17 protein-coding genes and 1 tRNA gene are annotated in these 15,933 nt (G+C 55.2%); 10 read left to right on the top strand and 8 right to left on the bottom strand.

Annotated elements, in window-relative coordinates:
- The first annotated feature begins 33 nt into the window (after nt 1-33).
- The 9 genes from cysQ (at nt 34) to AC1QQ2_RS11010 (ending at nt 10,240) form a co-directional block, all read left to right on the top strand.
- Nucleotides 34-831 carry a 3'(2'),5'-bisphosphate nucleotidase CysQ gene (gene cysQ / locus AC1QQ2_RS11050; protein WP_479713177.1) on the top strand — a complete coding sequence of 266 codons (798 nt, stop codon included), beginning with the start codon at nt 34-36 and terminating at the stop codon, nt 829-831.
- Nucleotides 832-1,632, top strand: coding sequence for a 3-deoxy-manno-octulosonate cytidylyltransferase (locus AC1QQ2_RS11045; RefSeq protein WP_105236150.1), 801 nt, complete (start codon nt 832-834; stop codon nt 1,630-1,632). It abuts the gene before it with no gap.
- Nucleotides 1,629-2,867, top strand: coding sequence for a glycosyltransferase family 2 protein (locus AC1QQ2_RS11040; RefSeq protein WP_479713176.1), 1,239 nt, complete (start codon nt 1,629-1,631; stop codon nt 2,865-2,867). Before AC1QQ2_RS11045 ends, AC1QQ2_RS11040 begins: the two co-directional genes overlap by 4 nt.
- Nucleotides 2,868-2,994: 127 nt before the next feature.
- On the top strand, nt 2,995-3,888 hold the full coding sequence (gene galU / locus AC1QQ2_RS11035; protein WP_105236148.1) for a UTP--glucose-1-phosphate uridylyltransferase GalU: 894 nt from the start codon (nt 2,995-2,997) through the stop codon (nt 3,886-3,888).
- Between the two features lie 11 nt (nt 3,889-3,899).
- Nucleotides 3,900-4,883, top strand: coding sequence for a UDP-glucose 4-epimerase GalE (gene galE / locus AC1QQ2_RS11030; protein ID WP_479713175.1), 984 nt, complete (start codon nt 3,900-3,902; stop codon nt 4,881-4,883).
- Nucleotides 4,864-6,090 (top strand): glycosyltransferase family 4 protein, encoded by a 1,227-nt coding sequence (locus AC1QQ2_RS11025; RefSeq protein ID WP_479713174.1) that lies wholly within the window; start codon nt 4,864-4,866, stop codon nt 6,088-6,090. Before galE ends, AC1QQ2_RS11025 begins: the two co-directional genes overlap by 20 nt.
- A 17-nt stretch (nt 6,091-6,107) precedes the next feature.
- Nucleotides 6,108-7,118: a glycosyltransferase family 2 protein gene (locus AC1QQ2_RS11020; protein ID WP_105236145.1), complete on the top strand. Its 1,011-nt coding sequence runs from the start codon at nt 6,108-6,110 to the stop codon at nt 7,116-7,118.
- Nucleotides 7,115-8,812 carry a beta-1,6-N-acetylglucosaminyltransferase gene (locus tag AC1QQ2_RS11015; RefSeq protein WP_245918095.1) on the top strand — a complete coding sequence of 566 codons (1,698 nt, stop codon included), beginning with the start codon at nt 7,115-7,117 and terminating at the stop codon, nt 8,810-8,812. The genes AC1QQ2_RS11020 and AC1QQ2_RS11015 overlap by 4 nt, the downstream gene beginning before the upstream one ends.
- Nucleotides 8,813-8,815: 3 nt before the next feature.
- Nucleotides 8,816-10,240, top strand: a complete 1,425-nt coding sequence (locus AC1QQ2_RS11010; RefSeq protein WP_479713173.1) for a nodulation protein NodH — start codon at nt 8,816-8,818, stop codon at nt 10,238-10,240.
- On the opposite strand, the gene AC1QQ2_RS11005 is transcribed toward AC1QQ2_RS11010, so the two are convergent.
- From AC1QQ2_RS11005 to AC1QQ2_RS10970, 8 genes are all read right to left on the bottom strand, one after another.
- Nucleotides 10,237-10,701, bottom strand: a complete 465-nt coding sequence (locus tag AC1QQ2_RS11005; protein WP_249943014.1) for a PTS sugar transporter subunit IIA — start codon at nt 10,699-10,701, stop codon at nt 10,237-10,239. The genes AC1QQ2_RS11010 and AC1QQ2_RS11005 overlap by 4 nt on opposite strands.
- A 35-nt stretch (nt 10,702-10,736) precedes the next feature.
- Nucleotides 10,737-11,303 (bottom strand): ribosome hibernation-promoting factor, HPF/YfiA family, encoded by a 567-nt coding sequence (gene hpf, locus AC1QQ2_RS11000; protein WP_105236142.1) that lies wholly within the window; start codon nt 11,301-11,303, stop codon nt 10,737-10,739.
- Between the two features lie 224 nt (nt 11,304-11,527).
- Nucleotides 11,528-12,280, bottom strand: a complete 753-nt coding sequence (gene lptB, locus AC1QQ2_RS10995) for an LPS export ABC transporter ATP-binding protein (RefSeq protein WP_067552580.1) — start codon at nt 12,278-12,280, stop codon at nt 11,528-11,530.
- The gene (lptA, locus tag AC1QQ2_RS10990) at nt 12,280-12,768 is read right to left on the bottom strand and encodes a lipopolysaccharide transport periplasmic protein LptA (protein WP_249946640.1); all 489 of its coding nucleotides are present in this window, start codon (nt 12,766-12,768) and stop codon (nt 12,280-12,282) included. Before lptA ends, lptB begins: the two co-directional genes overlap by 1 nt.
- A gap of 4 nt (nt 12,769-12,772) precedes the next feature.
- Nucleotides 12,773-13,369: a hypothetical protein gene (locus tag AC1QQ2_RS10985; RefSeq protein WP_479713172.1), complete on the bottom strand. Its 597-nt coding sequence runs from the start codon at nt 13,367-13,369 to the stop codon at nt 12,773-12,775.
- Nucleotides 13,370-13,372: 3 nt separating this feature from the next.
- Entirely contained in the window at nt 13,373-14,338 is a 966-nt protein-coding gene (locus tag AC1QQ2_RS10980; RefSeq protein WP_249946642.1) for a KpsF/GutQ family sugar-phosphate isomerase, read from the bottom strand.
- 1 nt (nt 14,339) lies between these two features.
- Nucleotides 14,340-14,951, bottom strand: coding sequence for a ribonuclease D (locus tag AC1QQ2_RS10975; protein ID WP_479713171.1), 612 nt, complete (start codon nt 14,949-14,951; stop codon nt 14,340-14,342).
- Between the two features lie 161 nt (nt 14,952-15,112).
- Nucleotides 15,113-15,193: transfer RNA gene (locus tag AC1QQ2_RS10970), tRNA-Leu, on the bottom strand.
- 157 nt (nt 15,194-15,350) lie between these two features.
- Between AC1QQ2_RS10970 and AC1QQ2_RS10965 the strand changes: the two genes are divergently transcribed.
- Nucleotides 15,351-15,933 (top strand): serine/threonine-protein kinase (locus AC1QQ2_RS10965; RefSeq protein WP_479713170.1); only part of this gene is annotated, 583 nt, incomplete at its 3' end.

Below are 15,933 nucleotides of genomic sequence, written 5' to 3'. Positions count from 1 at the left end.
TGGTAAATACGGGCAGTCCGTCAGGAGAATTTAATGAATTTAGAAAAACTCGTCACCGTGATGCGTCAACTCTCGCTCGAAGCGGGGGACAAGATCATGGAAGTTTACAATAGTCCTGACTTTGAAATTAAGACCAAGAGCGACGAAAGCCCAGTGACCGAGGCCGATGAAGCTGCTGATGCGATCATCTCGGCTGGATTGCGGGCTGCGTTTCCTGATGTGGCACTCGTGACCGAAGAGCAAGCTGACAGCCACGGCCAAGATGTTTCAACGTTTTTGATTGTTGATCCGCTCGACGGTACCAAAGAATTCATCAACCGCCGCGGCGATTTCACTGTGAACATTGCTTATGTTCTGGATGGTTCGCCTGTGCGCGGTATTGTCTATGCACCTGCAAAAGAACGCCTGTTCTACACCGATGCCGGCGGGAACGCGGTCGAAGAAATCGGTCCGTTCAATAAAGAGACCGTTGGCGAATTGAAGCCTATTCGTGTGTCAAAACCTGATAATGAGGCGCTGTTTGTGGTTGCTTCGAAATCGCACCGCGATCAGGCAACAGATGACTATTTGGCGAAATACAAATCTAAAGATTTGAAGTCCGCCGGCTCTTCGCTGAAGTTCTGCCTTGTTGCCACGGGTGAGGCCGATCTCTATCCGCGCGTTGGCCGCACGATGGAGTGGGATACGGCTGCTGGACACGCTGTCTTGGTCGGCGCAGGTGGCGACGTTGTGCGTTTCGACAACCATCAGCCACTTCGCTACGGCAAAGAGGGCTTCGCGAACCCGTTCTTTATCGCCTATGCGCCGGGCGTTGATCTCAAGGAGGCTTAAGTGTCCACACTCATCGTAATCCCAGCACGTTTTGCTTCCACTCGCTATCCGGGGAAGCCTCTTGTTGAGCTAAAGGGCGCAACGGGTGAAGCGAAAAGCCTGATCAAGCGCAGCTGGGAAGCCGCGATGATGGTTCAAGGCGTGGACAAGGTTGTCGTTGCGACTGACGACGACCGCATTCGCGAGGCTGCGGAAGCGTTCGGTGCCGAGGTCGTTATGACCTCTGAGTCCTGCCAGAACGGCACAGAGCGTTGCGCAGAAGCGTTTGATAAACTGGGCGGCGGTTACGATGTTGTTGTGAACCTTCAAGGTGACGCACCCTTGACCCCGCATTGGTTCGTCGAAGAGCTGATCAAGGGTCTAAAGGCGAGCCCCGTTGCCGAAGTTGCGACACCTGTTCTGCGGACCGAAGGTGAAGCTCTCAACGGGTTCCTTGAAGATCGCCGCGCTGGGCGTGTTGGTGGCACGACCGCTGTGTTCGGCATCGACTATAACGCACTCTATTTCAGCAAAGAGGTCATTCCCTACACTGGCAAGACTTACGCTGATGACGAAGAAACACCCGTTTTCCACCACGTCGGTGTCTATGCCTACCGTCCCTCTGCTTTGGCCGCTTACCCGCGCTGGGCTGCTGGCCCGTTGGAAAAACTGGAAGGGCTTGAACAGCTTCGTTTTCTTGAACGTGGCGTACATGTTCTCTGCGTTGAGGTCGAAGCCCGTGGTCGCCAATTCTGGGAATTGAATAACCCCGAAGACGTGCCGCGCATCGAAGCGATGCTCAAGAAAATGGGAGCGGCGTGAGCGCGGCTCCTGTCAGCGTAATTGTCGTCAGCCGCGACCGTCCGCAGCATTTGCGGCGGTGCGTGAAGGGGCTGATGCAGCTATTGCACCCGAATTTCGAAATCATTGTGGTCGCGGATCAACGCGGCTGCGAAGAGATGGCCGCGGGTGGATTTGCGAAAAGCATCAAGTTGATCCCGTTCGATGAGGCCAACATTGCTGCAGCGCGCAATGCAGGGCTTGAGGTGGCGGCAGGGACCATCGTCGCGTTTATCGATGACGATGCGATCCCAGAGCCGACGTGGCTCGACCACCTCGTCGGACCAATAGCGAGCCGTCAGGCCGTTGCTGCTGGGGGCTATGTGCGCGGTCGCAATGGAATTTCTTTTCAATGGAAAGCCCGCGACGTGCGTCCGAACGGGTGGTCAGAGGAACTGCTTCTCGACAGTGATGAACCGATTTGTGTTGAAGGCTCAGCACAGCAAGGCATCAAAACCGAAGGCACGAATATGGCCTTTGATCGTGATTTGCTCTGCAAGCTAGGTGGCTTTGATTCTGCGTTTCAGTTCTATTTGGACGAAACAGACCTGAACATGCGTCTGGCGGGATTGGAAATGACAACAGCGATTGTCCCGCGTGCTCAGGTTCATCATGGTTTCGCAGCCAGTGATAAGCGTCGTGAGGACCGTGCGCCGACAACGCTTTTTCCAATCGGTCGGAGCTTGAAGGTTTTCCTGCGCAAGCACTTGCCCGAGGCGAAGCACGGTCCTGTCATCGACTCCGAAGTCAAAGCCCAACGTCGGCGTTTGATTGAGCATATGATCGCAGGTCGGATTGAGCCGAAGGATGTGTCAGTGCTCATGGCGACGATGACCCAAGGTCTGCTTGAGGGTGAAACCGCGAATATCGCTCCACTAGCGCCTATTTCGCCGTCAAAAGAGCCGTTCTTGAAGTTTGAAAAAGACGTCGCTGACGCAGGGCACATGGCGTTGGTTGGGCGTTGGTATTCCTGGTCTCGGGTCAAGGCAGCTGCGCGAATGGCCCGCGAAGAAGGCTACCGTGTGACTGTGTTCCGCTACAGTCTAACAGCTCTGTTCCATCACGTTCGGTTCCAAGAAGACGGCATCTGGTTACAGCGCGGTGGTTTGTTTGGTCGCTCTGATCGGTCAGATCCTATGTTCCGTCTGTGGACAAAAAAGTCACGAACCGCACATGAAATGAGCCGATTGGCTGGGATCAGAGACAAATTTCCGTAGCATTGGGCTGAAACGTGCCGAGCGTGTCGATACTGTTACTTATTGTGAATAAGGCGATGTGAACGGCATTTTTGTTGTGATAGGCGGCAGCTGTTAAAAAATTTAGCCAAGTTAATTGGAGTACGACATGAGCAGAAAAGTAACCAAAGCGATTTTCCCGGTTGCTGGTCTCGGAACGCGGTTTTTGCCCGCAACCAAATCGGTCCCGAAAGAGATTATGACTCTCGTGGATCGCCCATTGATCCAATACGCGATCGATGAGGCTCGCGAGGCAGGTATTACCGATTTCATCTTCGTTACGTCCAAAGGGAAATCTGCGCTCGAGGATTATTTTGACCGCTCGGTCGAGCTGGAAACTGACCTCGAAGCGAAGGGCAAACATGAACTGCTCGACGTTTTGAAGAGCACCTACATGGAGAGCGGCGCGATTGCGTATATTCGTCAGCACCGTGCTTTGGGTCTGGGTCACGCGGTCTGGTGTGCCCGTCGTTTGATTGGCGATGAACCCTTTGCCGTCATGCTGCCTGACGACGTGATCGCGGCTGATAAACCCTGCTTGAAGCAGATGGTCGAAGCTTACGAAGAAACGGGCGGCTGCATGGTTGCCGCTATGGAAGTCCCGCAGGAGAAGGCGTCGTCCTACGGTCTTTTGGATGTCAAAGCTGACATGGGCTCGGTTGTTTCGGTCAAGAACATGGTTGAGAAGCCAAAGCCCGAGGATGCGCCGTCAAACCTCGCTGTTATTGGCCGTTATATTCTGACCCCCGACGTGATGCGGAACCTTGAGACCATTGATCGTGGTGCGGGTGGTGAATTGCAGCTAACCGATGCGATCGCAGAAGAACTGCGTCAGAACCGCAATGTGTTCGGCTATCGTTTCGAAGGCCAGCGTTTCGATTGCGGTTCTAAGGCAGGCTTCTTGCAGGCAACTGTTGCGTTTGGTCTTGCTCGGTCGGACCTTCGCGGTGAATTCGAAACGTATCTTGATGATCTCTACGCGGTTCGTCAGGCCCAACTTTAAGGGCGAAGTTTATGACAACTGTTCTGGTAACGGGTGGTGCGGGCTATATTGGCTCGCACGCGTGCAAAGCGCTCAAGGCGGCGGGTTATACGCCCGTCACCTTTGATAACTTGATCACGGGTTGGGAAGACGCCGTAAAATTCGGTCCATTTGAACGCGGTGATTTGCTTGATCGCGCGCGCTTGGACGAGGTTTTTGCAAAGCATAAACCCGTTGCCGTGATGCACTTTGCGGCGCTGAGCCAAGTTGGGGACAGTATGAAAGATCCAGGGAGCTATTGGCGAAACAACGTTAGCGGGTCCCTGAACCTGATTGAGGCCGCTGTCGATGCGGGCTGTATGCAATTCGTATTTTCGTCGACCTGTGCCACCTATGGCGAACAGGATGGCGTGACGCTCGACGAAACCTGTGTTCAGCAGCCGATCAACGCCTATGGCGCGTCCAAACGCGCCATTGAGGACATGTTGGTTAATTTTGGTCAGAGCCATGGCCTGCGGTCAGTGATTTTCCGATATTTCAACGTCGCGGGCGCCGATCCCGAATCTGAAGTCGGCGAATTCCATCAGCCAGAGACACACCTCATTCCGCTCATGCTGGATGCGATTGACGGTAAGCGCGCGGCGTTGACGATCTTTGGTACCGATTACGATACGCCTGATGGCACCTGCATTCGTGACTATGTTCACGTTTGCGATCTTGTTGATGCGCATGTGTTGGGCGTTAAGTGGCTCGAAGATGGCAAAGATGGTCGGGTGTTCAATTTGGGCACAGGCAGCGGCTTTTCCGTCCGCGAAGTCGTGGCGCATTCTGCCGAGGTCACGAACAAAGAGGTCCCGATGATCGAAGGGGATCGCCGACCCGGTGATGCAACGAAATTGGTATCAGGTAGCACGCGTGCAATTGAGGAGTTGGGTTGGGCGCCGTCTCGGTCTACACTTCGTCAAATGATTACAGACGCGTGGCGTTGGCACCAAAGTGGACACTATAATAAATAACGCTTCAGGCAGGGTTCTGGACATCACACGTCTGGTTGGGCGTGCGGGTCGAGTCCTGACGGGTGTTGATCGTGTCGAACTAGCCTATCTGCGCCGTTTCCTAGCCGATGATGTCCCTTGCTATTTCATCGCCCGAACGTCCTACGGATATGTTTTGCTCGATCGTTCTGGCGGGCAATCCATTCTTCGGGCGACATTGAAAGGTGAGTGGGGGCAGTCAGACCTTCTTTCGCGTCTCAGGTTCAAGATGCCAAAGCGTGTTCAGGCAGCTCAAAGCTTTGTTCGCAAGCATCGTGTCGCCCGTTGTGGACGCAGCCGATTGGCGTTGATGTTATCAGAGCATCTGCCCAACGGTGTCGATCTCTACATTGTTGGGCATACGAATTTGGAGTTCGAATTCGTTTCTGCGTTCAAGTTAAGCGTCGATGCGCGTGTCCACGTGATGATCCACGATACGATCCCGTTGGATTATCCAGAGGTTCAGCGTCCGCAAACCGTCACCGACTTCAATCGGCAACTGCGTGTCGTGTCCGAAGAAGCCGACCGTGTGATCGCAGTGTCTAAGGTCACGAGCGATAGCCTAACACCGCATCTGCAGCGGCACGGGCGCGTTCCGCCGATCATTGTGGCGCATCCGGGTATTGATCCCGTGATGCCGCGGTATGCGGAAATTCCGCCAGATCTTGATCTGTCTCGACCGTATTTCGTGACAGTCGGCACCATTGAACCACGGAAGTATCATTCTCTCTTGCTTGAGGTTTGGGAGTCTCTGGATGCCGAAGAGCGACCTCTTTTGCTGATCTGCGGCAACCGTGGTTGGCTGAACCAAACGGTCTTTGAGGCTTTGGATCGTGGTGTGCCCGATGTGATCGAAGTGCCCGGTCTAAGCGATTCTGCTCTCGCGGCGGTCGTGCATGGTTCTAAGGGGATGCTCTTTCCGTCGATTGCAGAAGGTTTCGGGATGCCCCCAATTGAAGCTGCCGCGCTGGGCACGCCTGTCGTTTGCGCAGATTTACCCGTTTACCGCGAAACCTTGGGTGATCGGATTGTTTACCTAGACCCACAAGATAACTATTCTTGGCGGGAAACCGTTAACGAATTAAAGACAAACGAAGACGGGGAGCGGGTTGCCTACGTATCATTGCCAAAGTGGGACGATCACTTTGCGGCTGTGTTGGGAGTAGTGACAGCTTCGCTTGAAAGCTGACTAGGTAAGGGGCCGTTTTGGGGCTTTGGAGATCATACAGGCTAAGGGTTCAGCGTCGCCGCTGGCTCGTTCGTGCGCTGCGCAAGCGTCACGAACTTACGCCTATCGCAGATCGCACCTCTCAAATCCGGAAAAGCGACATCCTGCTTGTCTCGACACTGCGCAACGAAGACGTGCGGTTGCCGTATTTCCTGAAGTATTACCGTGACCTCGGCGTTAACCACTTTCTGATGATCGACAACGATAGCGATGATGGTGGGCGAGAGTATCTTGCGGATCAATCGGACGTTTCGCTTTGGTCGACGGGTAAAAGCTATAAGAGGTCCCGTTTTGGCATCGACTGGGTGAACTGGCTGTTGATGCGATACGGCCACGGGCATTGGACTTTGGTCGTCGATCCAGACGAGCTGTTTGTTTTCCCGTTCTGCGATACGCGACCCATTCGCGCTTTGACCGACTGGCTCGACGCGTCATCGATCAAATCGTTCTCGGCGATGCTGTTGGATATGTATCCAAAAGGCCCCATTTCAGCGATCCCATACCGCCGCGGTGATGACCCCCTAGAGATCGCTAATTGGTTTGATAGCGGAAATTACGCCATCCAGCGGAACCCGTCATTCGGCAACCTTTGGATTCAAGGCGGCCCACGGGCGCGGGCGTTTTTCCAAGAAAACCCGGAACGTGCACCGGCGTTGAATAAGGTCCCATTGGTGAAATGGGATCGTCGTTACGCCTATGTCAGCAGCACTCACATGTTGCTCCCGCGTGGTCTGAACCTCGTTTACGATGAATGGGGCGGCGAAAAGGCATCGGGCATTCTGCTCCATACAAAGTTCCTCGATACGCTGACCGTGAAAGCCCACGAGGAACTCGCGCGTAAACAACATTACGCGGCGAGCCACGAATATAAGGCCTATGTCGCAGGGCTACAGGACAACACTGATCTGTGGTGCAAGTGGTCCGAAAAATACATCAACTGGCGCCAGCTCGAAATTCTGGGCCTTATGTCCAAGGGGAACTGGGCATGACGCAGGTTGGGGTAGTTATGCTGGTTCACACCGCGCTGCATCGTGCAGAGCAGGTGATCCGCAATTGGGTGAAAAGCGGTTGCCCTGTCGTTGTCCATGTCGATGCCAAGGTGAACAAGGCGCGCTACGACAAATTCGTAAGTGCCGTGTCGGACATGCCTGAAGTAACCTTCTCGCCCCGTCATAAATGTGAATGGGGAACATGGGGCATCGTTGCCGCGACCCAAGAGGCCAGCGAAAAGATCCTGCGGGATCATCCATCGGTTACGCATGTCTATTTGGCGTCTGGCTCGTGCTTGCCTTTGCGGCCCGTTGATGAACTGCACGACTATCTGACCGAACGTCCACGCGTTGATTTTATCGAGAGCGCGACAACGGCTGACGTGCCTTGGACGGTCGGCGGGCTTGACCACGAACGTTTCACGCTGCGGTTTCCATTCTCGTGGAAGACCCAGCGCCAGTTGTTCGATTTCTACGTGGACCTGCAGCGCCGCGTGAAATTCAAACGTAAAATCCCCAAGGGCATCGTCCCGCACATGGGCTCCCAATGGTGGTGCCTGACGCGTCAGACCTTGTCTGCCATCCTCGAAGACCCAGATCGACCAACCTATGATCGGTATTTCAAGAAGGTTTGGATCCCCGACGAGAGCTATTTCCAAACGCTGTCTCGTTTGTATTCACCAAACGTTGAGAGCCGTTCGCTGACCTTGTCGAAATTCGATTTCCAAGGGAAGCCGCACATTTTCTATGACGACCACTTGCAGCTTTTGCGGCGGTCGGATTGTTTTGTGGCGCGTAAGATTTGGCCTCATGCGAACCGTTTGTATGACGCCTTCCTTGGACCGTCGGCGGGCCTAAAGGCGGCTGAACCGAACCCCGGTAAAATCGATCGAATTTTTGCCCGCGCGGTTGATCGTCGAACCCGTGGTCGCGCAGGTCTCTACATGCAGAGCCGTTTTCCAAACCAAGACTGGGAAAATGGCGTAACCTGCGGTCCCTATTCGATGTTCGAAGGCTTTACTGAGTTGTTCGAGGATTTCGAACCTTGGTTGGCGAAGGCGACAGGTGCGCGGGTGCACGGTCACTTGTTTGCGCCGGAACGGGTTGAGTTCGAGGGGCGCCAGGCGACTTTTGTTGGTGCGCTTTCTGACTGTCCGAAGTTGCGGGACTACAACACGCGAAGCTTCTTGCGGAGCCTTGTTTGGAATACCCGCGGCGAACGTCAGTGTTTTCAATTCGGCCCACATGACACCCAAGATATCAGCTGGGACGTTGCGCGTGATCCTAACGCACAGATCAGTGTGATTTCTGGTGCATGGGCCGTGCCTTTGTTCCAATCGAACCGCAATTTTGCTGATCTCCGCGAAGAAGCCGCGCGGCTGCAAAGGATCGAAAGCGAACACCTGTTGGCGCTACGTGCGATTTATACAAAGGCGCGCGTCCGTATTTGGACCATGGCCGAGTTTATTGAATCGCCGATGGAAGCGCTGCAAACTGTTGTGGACGAAATCACCGGCAAGAACGTCCGTCGTCTGACCGAAGCCCCCCGGATGGTTGATCTAACAGGCTTTGGGCAGTTCCTACAGAATTTGAAAAATCAGGGGATGCACCCCTACCTCATGGGAGATTTTCCCGTCGATCCCGTGGCCACGAATGAACCGCGCAGTGCGCGAAAACCCTATTTGGTTCGGTAGTTTATGTCGAAATTCGATTACTTTATTGTTTTTGCTGAAATGCGGACGGGGTCGAATTTCCTCGAAGCAAATTTGAACGCTTTTGACGGCATTGAATGCCACGGCGAGGCGTTTAACCCGCACTTCATCGGATACCCGAACAAAGACAATATCTTGGGTGTGTCGCAAGCTCAGCGAGACGCAAATGCAAACCACCTGATTGATACGATCAAAGCGCATTCCGATGGGCTGGGCGGCTTTCGCTATTTCCACGACCACGATCCGCGCGTTTTGGACATTGCCCTGTCTGATCCGCGTTGTGCAAAGATCGTCCTGACTCGAAATCCAGTCGATAGCTATGTGAGTTGGAAAATCGCGCAGGCGACGGGGCAGTGGAAGCTTACGAATGTTAAGAACGTTCGGTCAGAGACTGTCACGTTCAATGCCGAAGAGTTCGAAAACCATCTGACGGCCTTACAGGAGTTTCAAATCTACCTCCTCAACAGCCTGCAAAAGACGGGTCAAACAGCGTTCTATGTGGCCTACGAGGACCTACAAGACGTTGATGTGATGAATGGCCTCGCGGCATTCCTCGGCACGAATGCACGGCTTGAGGCTCTTGATAAGACGCTCAAGAAACAGAACCCAGAGCCGATATCTGAGAAGGTCAGTAACTTCGATGCGATGGAGCGGGCGCTCACGCGGTTGGATCGGTTCAATCTGTCTCGCACGCCGAACTTTGAACCGCGCCGTGGGGCCATGATCCCCCAGTATATCGCGGCGGCCGAGACGCCATTGATGTATATGCCGATCAAAGGTGGACCAGAGGCTGCCGTGGCAGAATGGTTGACCTGTTTGGATGGTGCCCCTGTGATAGAGGGCTTTACCCAGAAAACGGTGCGTCAGTGGAAACGGTCTAATCCTGGGCATCGAGCGTTTACGGTTGTGCGTCATCCTTTGGCACGCGCCCACGCTGCGTTCTGCGCACATATCCTCGGGCTGGATGACGGGCCTGTTTATGGTGAAATTCGCAAGACCCTGCGCCAGATGTTCAAGGTGCCGATTCCAAAAGACACCCCTCCGAGCGAGGCTTATGACGACGATGCCCATCGGGCGGCCTTTTTGTCGTTTCTGAGTTTCCTCAAGGCAAACGTGCAGGCGCAGACGGCGATCAGGGTCGATAACTCATGGGCCTCGCAATGGGCCGTTGTTCAGGGGTTTTCGAATTTCGCGACGCCAGACATTATCATCCGCGAAGACCAACTTCCCTTGGATTTGGCATACCTTGCTGCGTCTGTTGGACGTACGGACGCCCCTGATTTTGCATCCGTGACCGATCCATTCGCGGATCGTTTGGCGCGCATCTATGACGCAGAATTAGAAAAGGCATCTAACGATGCCTATTCACGCGATTACATGAGTTTTGGTTTTGACGCGTGGTGCGCTTAGGCGGCCTGTGTCGACTGCACTTCCGTCAAGATAGCGTGCAGGGTCGCAGGATCGCTATTCGCCCGTAGCTTTGCGCAGATCGCAGGGTCCCGCATTGTGCGCGAGACGAGAGCGAGTGCTTTAAGGTGCTCAACACCAGCAGTGTCAGGGGCCAAGAGTGCAAACACGAGGTCCACAGGCTGGCGATCAACGGAATCAAAGTCGAGCGGCTTCTCGAGACGCAGAAAGATGCCGCGTACGGAGGTCGCATCTTTCAAGCGGGCATGGGGCAAGGCAATGCCGTGTCCCACGCCAGTAGGCCCAAGGTTTTCGCGATCCAACAACGCATCGACAACGTCAGACGCATTAAAGCCGTAGCAATTCTGCGCCAAGTCGGCGAGGTCATGGAACAACCGTTTCTTGCTGGTCGAAGACGTGATTGTCTTGACCGCATCGGTCTTCAGAATATCCGAAAGTTGCATTAAATCGCCTTGGGCCTTTCGACGGCATAAGTCGATTACTTCGGATCGACCCAGCCTATGTTTCCGTCTTCCCGGCGGTAAACTACGTTCAGTCCGCCGTGTTTTTCGTTTCTAAAGACCTGGACCGTGCTATGGGCCAACTCCATCTGCATCACCGCTTCACCAACTGAAATGGATGGAATTTTGGTTTCCATCTCAGCGATGATCATCGGCGCGACAGCTGCTTCGCTCTCGTCTTCCGACTCCTCGGTTGCGGCGAGGATATAAGAGGAACTGGCCATAAGTTCAACCGGAGTTGTCCTTTCGGAGTGGTGATCCTTCAACCGACGTTTGTAGCGGCGGAGTTGTTTGTCCATTTTTTCGCAGCAGCTGTCAAAAGCTGCATAGATTTCATGTGCATGCGACTTTGCTTGGGCCGTAAGGCCAGTCGATAGGTGGACAACGGTTTCGCAAACAAATTCGGGACCGGACTTGGAGAAGATAACAACCGCATCGGTTGGTCGACCTGCGTATTTGCCTAACGTCTCACCGAGTTCGGTTTTGACGTGGCTCTGCAGGGCTTCGCCGATATCAATTTGTTTTCCGCTGATTTGGTAACGCATGGTATCTCCTCTTCACTTGCTTACACGACCATAGAAAAGCATTCGCGAGTCAACGCGGCTGGTATGATGGTGTGTGGGATAAGATGACAGTTGGTCTGAGCGCGTCCGTCAGGCTGGTGAGCCTGCGAAGGAACGCGAAGGGGAACAAATTGTGTCATCGCCTTCATGACACGACCGTTCCGAAGTTTTGTCAATGACCCACTTCGGCTAGCGGCGAAAATCGGTCAGTTCACGCGGAACGTATTGCCCAGATAAACGCGGCGCACGTTTTCGTCGCGCACCACGTCTTCAGTGGTGCCAGACATGAGGACTTTGCCATCGTGAAGGATGTATGCGCGGTCCACAATTTCCAATGTTTCCCGTACGTTATGATCAGTGATCAGAACGCCGATACCTCGGTTTTTCAGATCAGATACGAGATGCCGAATTTCACCTACGGCGATCGGGTCAACGCCTGCAAAGGGTTCGTCGAACAGCACATATTTCGGACCCGCAGCAAGGCAGCGGGCGATTTCAACGCGACGACGTTCCCCGCCTGACAGCGCGAGGGCGGGCGCACGGCGGAGGTGTTCGATGCTGAATTCGCTGAGTAGGCTTTCGAGTCGTTCACGGCGGCTCTTGGGGTCACTCTCGCAAATTTCGAGGATCGACATGATGTTGTCTTCGACGTTGAGGCCGCGGAAGATCGACATCTCTTGGGGAAGATAGCCGATGCCAAGACGGGCTCTGCGATACATGGGTAGGGCAGTCACGTCGCGGCCATCCACGATCACCTTACCGCCTTCGGGCGAAACGAGGCCCGCAATCGAGTAGAAGGTCGTTGTTTTACCGCAGCCGTTTGGACCGAGCAGGGCGACCACCTCACCACGATTGAGACGTAGTGTTACGTCCCGAATGACGGTACGCTTTTTGTAGCTTTTCCGCAGATTGACGATTTGCAGACCAACATCGCCTTCGGTGACAGAGAGGTCAGTCATCAATTGTTGTCCTGTTGCGTGAGCGTCGTCCGCACCCGACCATCAAGCTGCGCTTCGCCTGTGTCGAGGTTCACAGTCATCCGTTCTGAGGCAATCGAGCTGGCGCCTTGGGTCAACATAACGTTGCCTGTCATGATGAGTCGACGGTCGGTGAGGTTGTATTCAGCACGATCCGATTGGGCAGCATCGTTTTCGGTGACAAAGATCACATGACCTTCGGCCAAAAGGCGGGAAATATCGCCGCTGGCTTCGAGGTAGATCACCTCAACGCTGTCGGCGGACAGGCGCAAGGTCCCTTGGGCAATCACGACATCGCCCGTAAATACAGCCGATCCAGTGTCCCGATTCACGGTAAGAGATTCGGACGCGATTTCGACGGGCGCAGTCGCATCGGCGGAAAATCCGTCCAGCGCAATATTCGTTTGCGCGATGGCTGGCGATGCCAGCAAAAGCGACAGGGCAAACAAATATCCGCGTTTCAAAGACATATGATTATTCCTCGGGTTGAGGCTGATATATCAGCCTGACCCCGTTGTTGAAAACAATTAGCTGCGGTTCGTCTGAATCTGGCGTGATCGTCAATCGGCCAGCGGTCAGGCTTCCATATGGAGCGCGGACCTCAAGCGGATCGGTCGTTTCGAGACTACCATCAGTGAGGGATGTGACGAGGCCTCTGGTCTCCATCAGATATCCATCGGATGTGGTCACCCGAGCGAGGTTATCGAGCGTGACAACCTTTGCATTGGAATCGAGCTTTCCAATTCCCGCAGACACGGTGGTCTCAATCCCGTCGATGGTGGTCATGTTGACTACAATGGCTTCGGCAATGAGCCCATTATCTGTGTCGGGGTCCTGTCGCGCGACATCTGCTTCAATTGTGTAGGTCCCGCCTGTCTCGCTCATGCCAACCATTTTGGGCGCGGAGAGCCGTGGCTGTCGCGCGATTTCCTCGATATCGGCATATGGAATCTGGCTTGTGTCACCCACATTTCGGGCAATCAAGAAAAGTGTCGACAACAGCACAATTGCGCTCAGGGGGAGAACCACCTTAGCCCAAGAGACGAACTGGCTGTAGGCGTCGTTTTGCACCTGTTACACCACACCTGCACGTAGGCAGTCGTGGATGTGGAGGATGCCTACGACCCGACCCGACTGCACAGGATCCTCGACGAATAGACAGGTGATCTTCTTTTCGTTCATCACGGCAACGGCTTCTTCAGCGAGGGCGTCGGGGCCAATGGTACGGGGTGATTTGGTCATCACTTCACCCGCGGTATGATCCAGTAGACCGTCCATATGTCGGCGCAAGTCGCCGTCGGTTACGATGCCACAGAGATAACCATCGGAGTTGAGAACGCCAACGACGCCGAACCCTTTTTGACTGATGGTGAGCAAAGCATCGCCCATCGCTGCGTTTTCCTCGATGAGTGGGATGGTATCGTCTTTATGCATCAGATCGCGCACTTTGGAGAGGCGCGCGCCCAGCTTGCCACCTGGGTGGAATTGGCGGAAATGTTCCGCGCCAAATTCGCGGTGTTCCATCAGTGCAACGGCCAGCGCATCCCCGAGCGCGAGCGTCATCGTGGTCGAGATGGTTGGAACAACGCCGTGACCGCAGGCTTCGCCCAACTGCGGGAGCAGCAACTGAACGTCCGCCTGTTGCATAAGGGAACTCTCTGCGCGAGACGCGATGCCGATCATCGTGATCCCAAATCGGCGCGTATGAGCGATGAGATCGGCCAGTTCAGGTGTTTCGCCAGAGTTCGACAGAATCAGAACGACATCGCCTTTGGTAATCATGCCCAGATCGCCATGCGATGCTTCGGCGGGGTGTACGAAATGCGCTGGCGTTCCAGTGGAGGCCAAAGTCGCGGTGATCTTTTTCCCGATGTGACCCGACTTGCCCATGCCCGACACGATCACGCGGCCCGGCGCGTTGAGGATCATTTCTGCGGCTTGGGCGAGATTGTCACCAATCGTCTCGGCCAGAACGGTTAGCGCACGCGATTCGTCTTCGATCACGCGGCGGGCGGTGTTGATGAGCTTTTCTCTATCCATGTCAGTGCGAAAAAATGTCCATATCGGGCCAGCCTGCAATGTCGAGCTGTGCACGGGTTGGTAGGAAATCAAAACAGGACTGGGCAATCTCTGTGCGGCCTTCGCGGGCGAGCTTTTTATCCAGTTCAGTTTTCAAACGATGAAGATACAGTACGTCCGACGCGGCATAGTCTAACTGCGCGTTGGTAAGTGTTTCCGCGCCCCAATCGCTCTGTTGTTGCTGCTTGGAAATATCGACGCTCAGGAGTTCTTGCAGAAGATTTTTGAGACCATGGCGGTCCGTAAACGTGCGGATCAGTTTTGACGCGATCTTTGTGCAATAGACTGGAGCTGTGAGCGCACCAAAGGTTTTGTACATCGCTGCGATATCAAAACGGCCGAAATGGAACAGTTTCAGGACGTTTGGATCGGTCAGCATTTTGCACAGATTTGGCGCTTCGGTCTGACCAAAGGCGACCTGAACGATGTGGCAGTTCCCATCGCCGCCCGACATCTGAATAAGACAAAGACGGTCACGATGCGGGTTCAGACCCATCGTTTCACAATCAATCGCGACGATGTTCCCGAGGTCTAGTCCGTCGGGGAGGTCATTCTGATACAGGAAGTTCGCCATAAATATCGTTCCAGAGTCTTTGGCCTAAGGCTTTGGAACGGGTCTAGTCCTGCTGTCGCTATCGCGCAACCTCGGGATGGAGCGCAGATGTCTGCGAAAACGGCGGAAACACGCCGTACTAGGCGTAGTTTGTTCCATAAAACATGAGATGGGGAGTTTTATGGTGCCCAGAAGAGGACTCGAACCTCCACGACCTTGCGGTCACTGGCACCTGAAGCCAGCGCGTCTACCAATTCCGCCACCCGCCCGGTGAGCGGCCTTGAGGCGCGGGAACACTAGCGCACCCGTGCCGCACAGCCTCCGCGCAGGCGATGTCTACGATCGGCAGTCCGTTCGGCACGCATGCCCCGGATTCCTTCGCAGGATTCCCCCGTCGCCGGTGGAAGGCCACTTCGCCCCATGCGCATCCCAGGATCCAGCCAGGCAGCCACCCGCGCCAGCGCACCCGCCCGCGTGCTGGGACGCTACGACCTGATCGCCGTGATCGGGCGCGGCGCGACCTCGCGCGTGTACCGGGCACTGGACCGCGCCACGGGGCGTGAGGTGGCGGTGAAGGAGATCCCCGTGGACCTCGGGCTGGAGAAGCGCGTGGCCGCCGAGATCCGCGCCGCGTCGCGACTGGAGCACCCCGGGGTGGTCCGCATGCTGGACTGGGGCGAGGACTCCGAATCGCTGTACCTGGTGAGCGAGCTCGTGGATGGCCCCTCGCTCGAAAAGGTCTATGCGGATGCACCACCCGGCGACCGCGCCGTCGCCGAGATGGCCGCCGACGTCCTCGACGCCCTCGACCACGCGCACGAGCGCGGCGTGATCCACCGCGACATCAAGCCTGCCAACATCCTCGTGGACGACCACGGATACGCACGGGTGGCGGACCTGGGCGTGGCGCGCCTGTCGGGCGAGACGGGCATGACCCAGACCGGCGGCGTGGTGGGCACCATGGCCTACATGGCCCCCGAGCAGGCCACCGGCGAGCAGGTGA

The organism is Aestuarium sp. (genome assembly GCF_023253315.1).
In the GTDB taxonomy this organism is placed as follows: Bacteria; Pseudomonadota; Alphaproteobacteria; order Rhodobacterales; family Rhodobacteraceae; genus Marivivens; species Marivivens donghaensis.
Note: the sequence above shows the minus strand (reverse complement) of the source record. Positions and strands in the feature narration are given on the sequence as shown.